The 7,921-nt window shown below is 66.8% G+C and carries 7 protein-coding genes; 4 read left to right on the top strand and 3 right to left on the bottom strand.

Annotation, left to right across the window (positions count from 1 at the left end; translation table 11 throughout):
• From Mlute_RS13220 to Mlute_RS13210, 3 genes are all read left to right on the top strand, one after another.
• On the top strand, positions 1 to 2,467 hold a 2,467-nt coding region (locus Mlute_RS13220), incomplete at its 5' end, for an SbcC/MukB-like Walker B domain-containing protein (RefSeq protein WP_147371099.1).
• Positions 2,468 to 2,478: 11 nt separating this feature from the next.
• Positions 2,479 to 3,993: a murein biosynthesis integral membrane protein MurJ gene (gene murJ / locus Mlute_RS13215; RefSeq protein ID WP_119361069.1), complete on the top strand. Its 1,515-nt coding sequence runs from the start codon at positions 2,479 to 2,481 to the stop codon at positions 3,991 to 3,993.
• Positions 3,977 to 4,240: a hypothetical protein gene (locus Mlute_RS13210; RefSeq protein ID WP_119361068.1), complete on the top strand. Its 264-nt coding sequence runs from the start codon at positions 3,977 to 3,979 to the stop codon at positions 4,238 to 4,240. The genes murJ and Mlute_RS13210 overlap by 17 nt, the downstream gene beginning before the upstream one ends.
• Here the strand turns inward: Mlute_RS13210 and aspS are convergent.
• Together aspS and Mlute_RS13200 are read right to left on the bottom strand one after the other, a co-directional pair.
• Positions 4,230 to 5,501 (bottom strand): aspartate--tRNA(Asn) ligase, encoded by a 1,272-nt coding sequence (gene aspS, locus Mlute_RS13205; protein WP_119361067.1) that lies wholly within the window; start codon positions 5,499 to 5,501, stop codon positions 4,230 to 4,232. The two genes, Mlute_RS13210 and aspS, sit on opposite strands and share 11 nt — an antisense overlap.
• Before the next feature lie 148 nt (positions 5,502 to 5,649).
• Positions 5,650 to 6,432, bottom strand: coding sequence for a TatD family hydrolase (locus Mlute_RS13200; protein ID WP_119361066.1), 783 nt, complete (start codon positions 6,430 to 6,432; stop codon positions 5,650 to 5,652).
• Positions 6,433 to 6,490: 58 nt separating this feature from the next.
• On the opposite strand from Mlute_RS13200, the gene Mlute_RS13195 reads away from it, so the two are divergent.
• The gene (locus tag Mlute_RS13195) at positions 6,491 to 7,540 is read left to right on the top strand and encodes a lipocalin-like domain-containing protein (protein ID WP_119361065.1); all 1,050 of its coding nucleotides are present in this window, start codon (positions 6,491 to 6,493) and stop codon (positions 7,538 to 7,540) included.
• Here Mlute_RS13195 and Mlute_RS13190 read toward each other — a convergent pair.
• Positions 7,510 to 7,921: WecB/TagA/CpsF family glycosyltransferase (locus Mlute_RS13190; protein ID WP_147371098.1), on the bottom strand; the 412-nt coding region annotated here is incomplete at its 5' end. The genes Mlute_RS13195 and Mlute_RS13190 overlap by 31 nt on opposite strands.

Here is a 7,921-nt window from a genome sequence, read left to right as displayed (position 1 = left end):
GGTCTGGCGGGTGGTGCGGGTGGTGGGGCGGGAGAACCAGCACCGGCTGGAGCGGCTGGAAAACGGCCAATGGAAGACCGACCCCGCCTCAGAACGGGTCAGGGAGCTGGACGAGAAGCTGGTCCGAATCCTGGGAATGGATTACGAGGCCTTCACCCGGGCCATCCTGCTGCCCCAGGGCCAGTTTGACCTTTTCCTGCGGGGCTCGGACAAGGAGCGGCGGGCCACCCTGGTCGCCCTGTACGGCCTGGAGTCCCTCGGGGAGATGGCCAAGCGGGTCGCGGAGCGGCTCAAAGCCCTGGTTGAAAAAAAAGCCGCCCTGGAGGGCGAGCTAAAGGCCCTGGGGGAGGTCTGCGAGGAGGAATTGGAACGCTTGGAGGAGGTCCTGGCCCAGCTCCGCAAGGATGAGGTGCGGCTGCAAGAGGAGATTCAGCGGGCCAAAAAAGACCTGGAGGCGCTGCGGGGGCTGGAGAAAAAGTTTGAGGAGCTGGGAAGGCTCAGGCGGCGCAAGGAGAGCTGGGAGCGGGCCCAACCGGAGATGGAAACCCTTTCTCGGCAGCTAGAGCAGGCCAAAAAGGCCCGGGCGCTGCGGCCCTATGTGGAAGGGCTCCAGGCGCTGGAGAGCGATTTTTCAGAGGCCCAAGCCCAGCTCCAACAGACCCAAAACCGCCTGGGGAGTCTCGAGCGGCGCCTGGCCGAGCTAAGGAGGGAGTACCAGCCCGAGCGCCTCGAGGCCCTCAAAGGCCAGCTCGCCGGGATAGAGGCCCTGCGGCTCAAGGAGGATGCCTTGAAGCGGTACGGCGGGCGCTTGGACCTAAGGCACCCAGCCCCACTTCCCTTCGATGAGGACCGGATGCAGTTCCTGCGGGAGGCTGAGGGGCTCTTCAAGCAAAAAGAGCAGGCCCAAGACCGCCTCGCCCAGGCCGAGCGCCGGCTCGAGCAGGCCCGAAGGGAGCTCGAGGAGGCCCAGAAAAAACGGGAGGCCCTCCAAAAAGAGATAGAGACGCTCAAGCAGCAGGGCCAGGAGAAAAGGGAGGCCCACCAAAAGGCCGAGGCCTGGCTGGAGGCCGAGCGGGTGCGGCAGGGGCTGGCCCAGTACCACCCCCACCTCAGGCCCGGCGAACCCTGCCCCCTCTGCGGCCAGACTGTGGACCGGCTGCCCCCCAGGCCTGAAGGGGGTGAGCTGGAGCGGCTAGAAAGGGAGGTGAAGTCCCTCAAGGACGAGCTGGACCGCTTACGGGAGCGCTACGCCACCCAGCGAGGACACCTCAAGGGCCTGGAGGAGGCCCTTCCCAACCTTCAAAAGCAGCTCGAGGAGGCCCAAGGCTCCCGGGCGAGCGCTGAAGATGAGCTAAGGAGCCTGGAAGCCCGGCTTTGGGGCCTGGCCTCCTTGGAGGCGGTGCAGGAGGAACAGCAGCAAAGGCTGGCCTCTTTGGCCGAGGAGCTGCACAGGGCCACCCAGGGAAAAAAGGCAGAGGACCTTGAGCGCAGGCTAAAGGATGAGCTAAAACACCTCAGCACTCTGGAAAAGCAGGTTATGCAGGCCGAAGAGGAACTAAGGCACCTCCAGAACGAGGAGCGGGGGGCCTCGGCCCGGGTAGAGACCCAGGCCAAGCAGCTAGAGCAGCAGCGCGCCGTGGTGCAGGCCCTGCTCGAGGCGGCCGGCTTTGAGAGCCCGGCGGCCTTGGAGCAAGCCTGGATGGAGGAGGAGGAGCTGGTCGCGCAGGAGAGGAGGCTCGAGGCGCACCGCCAGGAGGGGCTGGAGGTGAGCACCCGGCTGAGGCCCTTGGAAGAGGAGCTGGCCGGACAAAGCCCAGTAACCCTCGAGCAGGTGCGGGCTCAGGAGCAAAAGCTCCAGGGGCTGGAAATGGCCCTCAGGGAGGCCCAGCGCACCCTAGGGGCTAAGGAGGCCCAGCTAGAGGACCTGCGGGAAAGGCTAAAGCGGCGGCAAGAAGCCCTGAAGGAAAAAGCCGAACTGGACCAAAAGACCGACCTATGGGAGAAACTGGCCAAAGACCTGAGGGCCGACCGCTTCCCAGACTACCTGCTGGAGCGCTACCAAAGGGGGCTGGTGCGGCGGGCCTCGGAGCTCATCCAGGCCCTCTCGCAAAACCGCTACACCCTGGAGCTGGCCAGGGGCGAGTACCAGGTGCTTGACCGCTGGACCGAGGCCCAGCGGCCCGTGCGCACCCTCTCCGGCGGCGAGAGCTTTATGGCCAGCTTGTCCCTGGCCCTCTCCCTCTCCGAACACCTCTCCCAAGGCCGCATAGGGGCTTTGTTCCTGGACGAGGGCTTCGGCACCCTAGACGCAGAAAGCCTAGAGCAGGTGGCGGGAATTTTGGAAACCCTACCCACCCAGGGCCGCCTGGTGGGCATCGTGACCCACGTGGAAACCCTGGCCGAGCGGCTGCCGGCCCGGCTGCGGGTGGAAAAGTCGCCCAAGGGGAGCCGGGCCTACTGGGACTGAGCCGCTTTCCCATGTCCCGTATCCTCCGCAATACCCTCCTGGTCATGAGCGGCACCCTGGCCAGCCGGCTGCTGGGCCAGGTGCGCCAGACCATCCTGACCAATCTGCCCCTTCCCGACACCCTAAAAGACGCCTTCTGGGTGGCCTACCGCATCCCCAATCTGCTCCGCGAGCTGCTGGCCGAAGGCGCCATCCAAAACGCCCTGATTCCGGTCCTGGCCCAGCTACCCCCCGAGGAGGCCCAACGCTTCGCCCGCCGCTTTGGGGCCTTTCTGCTGGGGGTCAACCTAGTGGTCTTAGGGCTGGGGCTGCTCTTTGCCCCCCAGATCGCCGGGGCGCTGCTTTTCCTCTCCGAGGCCGCCTTAGGCCAGACCAGCCCCCTGCGAAACCCCGCGGTCTTTGAGCAGCTCGTCCTCTTGGTGCGGCTCACCCTGCCTTTTCTTCTCACCATATCCATGGCCGCCCTCTTCTCCTCCATGCTGCAGTCAAAGGAGCACTTCGGGCTTCCCAGCTTCAGCCCGGTGGCCTTCAACCTGGGGTCCATCGGGCTGATGCTGCTCTTCCCCCAAAGCGTGGTGGCCCTGGGGCTCTCGGTCACGCTGGGCGGGGCCCTACAGGCTTTGGTTCAGCTCCCGGGGCTGAGGGGCTATGGGCTCGAGTTCCGCTGGCACCCCGCCTTTCGGCAGGCCCTGGCCCGCATCGGCCCCTTCGCTTTCACCACCTCGGTGCGGCAGTTTTTGAACTTGGTGCTCCTCAGCATCCTGGCGGCCTACCCCCCCGCCGCCGTCACCGGATTCCAAAACGGCGAGCTCTTCTTCACCACCGCGCTGGGCCTCCTGGCCGTCTCCCCCGCCATGGCCGCCTTCCCCCGCCTCTCGGCCCTGGGAGGAAGCGACCGACAAGCTGCTCGTGCGCTCCTGGGCCGCTTATTGGTGCGGCTTGCAACCCCTTTGGCCCTGGCCTCGGCCATGATGGTGGCCCTGGCCCCTTGGGGGGTAGGCCTGGTCTACGCCCTTACCCCCAACTTCACCGAGGCCAACCGGACCTTCACCACCCAGACCGTCATGGCCCTGGGCCTGGCCCTGCTGCCCTGGGGGCTGAACCAGCTCCTGCTCAGGGGTTTCTACGCGGTAGGACAGGTCGGCCAGGCGGTGCGGATCACCGTGGCGGTGGCCCTCCTGAACACCCTGGGCTACTGGCTCCTGCGCGAGCAGGGCCTTTTTGCCCTCAACCTGGCCACCGCCTTGGCGGGCTGGGTTGGCCTGGTCGCCTATACCCACCGCCTGGAGCGGCTGGGGATGGTGGAGGGGGGCCTGGTCCGGCGGGCCACGCTAAAGACCAGCCTGGCCGCCCTCCCAGCGGGCCTGCTGGCCCACCAGGGGGCCGTCTGGCTGGGGGCACCGGGGCCTTTCCTAACCAACCTGCTACCCCTGCTGGGGGGCGGGCTGGTAGGATTGGCGGTGTTTGCTGGGCTGGCCCGCGGGTTTGGGCTGCCCCTATGGAGACGGGATGGCGAACGAGGCTGAGAAGCTCGAGTGGTTTGAAATTCAGCTCCGCATCAAGACCCTGGAGGTGATGCTGGGGCCCAAGTACCGCGAGGCCATGGCCCTCACCCTGGCCACCCTCTACGACCAGGAGAAAATTCAGACCCTTTCCAAACAGCTTGGGGTGAGCCCGGAAGGCTTGCTCCAGCGGTTGGAGAAGATACGGCTGGAGCTCGGCATAGAGCAGGAGGTCACCCAGCGCGCGCTAAAAAGGCCGCCTAGGGGGTGAGCCGGTGGCGGTCGCGGGGGAAGGCCCGCGCGTAGCGCACATTGGGGAGACCGGCCAGCCTCTGGGTAAGGCGCTCGGCCCCGATGGCAAAGCCGCCGTGGGGGGGCATCCCGTACTTAAAGACCTCCAGGTAGCCGGCGAACTGGGCTGGGTCGTGGCCCTTCTTCCTGAGCTGCTCCACCAAGACCTCGTGCTGGTGGATGCGCTGGCCGCCGGAGGTAATCTCTAAGCCCCTGAACAGCAGGTCAAAGCCCCGGGTTAGGCCATCCCCTTCGGGATAGGCGTAAAAGGGCCGGGCAGCTTCGGGGTACTTGGTGACGAAGAGGAAGTCCACCCCCCACCGCTCCTTGGCCCAGGCCCCCAAGGCCCGCTCAGCCTCCTCGTTCAGGTCGGCCCCCACCGCCAGGCCAAGCTCCTCCCGCAGGATGCGGCGGGCCTCCTTGTGCTCCAGGCGGGGCATCTCCTGGGTGTTGGGCCACTCCACCTCAAGCAGCCTGGCCTCAAATTCCGCCGAGCGGCGGGCCTCCTCGAGCATGGCCCGCAGCAGCTCCTCCTCCAGGGCCATCACGTCCTCTTCCGAGCGGATGAAGCCCATTTCCACATCTAGGGAAAGGTACTCGTTGAGGTGGCGGCTGGTGGCGTGCTGTTCGGCCCGGAAGACCGGGGCCACCTCGTAGACCCGCTCAAAGACCCCCACCATAATCTGCTTGTAAAGCTGGGGCGACTGGGCCAGGTAGGCCCGGTGCTCAAAATAGTCCACGCCGAAGAGGTTGCTCCCCCCTTCGGCCCCCGCCGAGACGATTTTGGGGGTGAAGATTTCCGTGAAGCCCTGGGCGTCCAGGTAGCTGCGGAAACCCCGCACCAGCGCCGCTTGTAGTTTGAGCGGGGCCCTTGCCTTCTCCCCCCGCAGGCTCACATAGCGGTACTCCAGCAGGGTTTCGGGACTGGCGCGCCACTCCTCCTTGGGAATCTCAATGGGGCTGGGCTCAACCGCCTTGGCGTAAAACTCCAAGTCCTCCGCCACCACCTCGTAGCCCCCCGGGGCCTTGGGGTTTTCCACCACCCGCCCCACCACCCTCATTGAGGACTCGGCCAGGGGCAGCTCAAAGCGCCGGTCCACCACCACCTGTACCACCCCGCTGCGGTCCCGCAGGAGGACGAAGCGGATACCGCCCAGGTCGCGCTTCCAGTGCAAAAAACCCTCCAAGCAGACGGCTTTTCCGACGTGAGAGGAAATCTCGCGGGCCAGAACTCTACACATGTGGGCTCCTATGGGCGCAGACGTACTCTCTATAGGGAAAGCCCCCGATACAACGCGGTATCGGGGGCCACCGGACACCCCCACCTTTAGCAATTGTCGCTCGTCCGCAGCATCCCGCTCCGCATCTTACGGGGCCCGGACCCCGCGGTCAAGCAATCCTAGAGGCCCCTTCGCCCAGGGCAAAAAAGGCCCAGGCGTTCCGGTCGGTGATGCGCTCCATCTCCTCTAGGTCCAAGCCCCGCAGCTCGGCCAGCTTGGCCAGGGTAAAGCGCACCAAGGCTGGGTGGTTGCGCTGCCCCCGGTGGGGCTCCGGGGGTAGGAAGGGGGCATCGGTCTCCACCAGAAGGCGCTCCAGCGGAATCTCTAGAACAGCCTGCCGCAAGGCCTGGTTCTTCTTATAGGTAAGGGGCCCGGCTAGGCTGAAGTAGCCCCCCAGCCTCAGCCCTACCTCCAGCAGCCTAGGGTGCCCAGCAAAAGCGTGCAGCACGAACCGGGGCGGCCGGTGCTGCTCGAGCCAGTCGGCCAGCTCGAGCTCGGCCCGCCCATCCCTGCTGCGCACGTGCAGAACCAGGGGTAGGCCCCGCTCCAGGGCCAGCCGGTGCTGAAACTCCAGCGCCTTTAGCTGGGCCCCGCGGGTCTCGGGCGTCCAGTAGTAGTCAAGGCCACTCTCGCCGATGGCCCGGACCCGGGGGTGGGCCGCCAGGTGGGCCAGGTCGGCCTCCAGCTCAGGCGAGAGCAGGTGGGCCTCAGTGGGGTGCAGGCCCACCGAGGCGAAGATGTGGGGATGGGCCTCGGCGAAGGCCAGGGCCCGGCGGTTGCGTACGGGGTCGGTGCCCACCGTCAGAATGGACTTGAAGTGGGCCGAAGCGGCGATGGCCGCTTCGGCCTCGGCCGGCGCCATGTGGTCTAGGTGGCAGTGGGTGTCGGTCACAGCCCCGATTTTACGCGCGGCTACAGCCAGGGCCCCGGGGGATTTCTAGACTAAGAACATGCGCCGCTGGATACTGGTCTTGCTCCTGCTCACCGGCTGCCTACCCGCGCTGCAGGGGGTAGACCCCCACCGGCCTCCCAGCCCGGACAGCTGGGGTCCCCACAACGCCCCGCTGGAGTGGTGGTATGTTTCGTCCTACCTCCCGGAGGCCGGCTTGGCCTTCCACTGGGCCTTCTTCAAGGCCTACATGCCGCAGCACTGGCGGGTCGGACCCCTCACCCCAGCCCTCTTCTTTCCCGGCCCCTACCACGCCTCGCACATCGCCGTAACTGATCTTAGGGCCAACCAAAAGCTCTTTGAGGAGCGCTCCGACTTCCGCTTTGACCGCCCCTTTGGGGAAAGCCAGGTGGCCTACCCACCGCTCCGGATTGAACAGGGCGACTGGAGGCTCTGGCAGGAAAGCAACGGTTTTCGGCTCACCGCAGGCCCCATCCAGGTGCGGCTCGTCCCCCTAAAGCCCGCCGTGGTGCATCCCCCGGGCTACTCTGGCACCGCCGAGACCGGCCGGATGTACTACGTCTCCTTTACCCGGATGGCCCTGGAAGGAAGTATCCTGGGCCGGAGGGTGCAGGGCGAGGCTTGGATGGACCACCAGTGGGGCGACCAGCTCGGGGGGCCAAGCGGCAGCCCCACGGCCCTGAGCGCCCTGTGGGACTGGTTTGGCCTGCACCTCTCTGACGGAACCGACCTGATGCTCTACCGGGTCAAGAACCCCCGCGGCGAGGTGGTCCAGGTGGCCGCCTCGGCCATCAGCCCAGAAGGGCAGGCAGAGGCTCTTGCCAACCCGCGCATGACCCCTTTGGAGAGCTGGAGCTCCCCCTCAGGCCGCACCTACGACCTGGCCTGGTCGGTGGAGGCTGAAGGTCTTTCGCTCCGGCTGGAGCCCCTGCGGAAGGAGCAGGAGCTGCTCAGCGCCTCCACCCGGGTGGTCTACTGGGAAGGCCCGGTGGTGGGCACCGGCAGCTGGCGGGGGGTGCCGGTGCTGGCCCGGGGCATGGGGGAGTTTGTGGCTGGTCCCTACGAGCCCCCGGGAGGACTCTTCCGTTGACCGGCCTCGGCCAAGACCATCCAGACGAACCGGAGCAGCCTAGGAAAGCGCCGCCAGCGCCTGGGGTCAGAGGCAATGCGCACCAGCCACTCCAGCCCCATCCGCTGGGCCCAACGCGGCGCCCGCCGCACCTCCCCGGCCAGCACATCAATCATGCCGCCCACCCCGATGGCCACCTTGGCCGCTAGGCGGGCCTTGTGGCGGTGGATGAAGGTGTCCTGCCGCTCCCCCATTCCCACCACCAGCAGGTCTGGCCGGGCTGCCCGGATGGCCTTCAACACCTGCTCCTCATCCGAGAAGTACCCATCGTGCACCCCACAGACCCGCACCCCCCAGCGCCCCTCCGCGTTCCGAGCGGCCCGCTCAGCCACCCCTGGGGCG

Origin of the sequence: Meiothermus luteus (assembly GCF_003574085.1) — a bacterium.
Classification (GTDB): Bacteria; Deinococcota; Deinococci; order Deinococcales; family Thermaceae; genus Meiothermus; species Meiothermus luteus.
The sequence above is the reverse complement of the archived record's forward strand: the minus strand, read 5'-3'. Positions and strand labels throughout refer to the sequence as shown.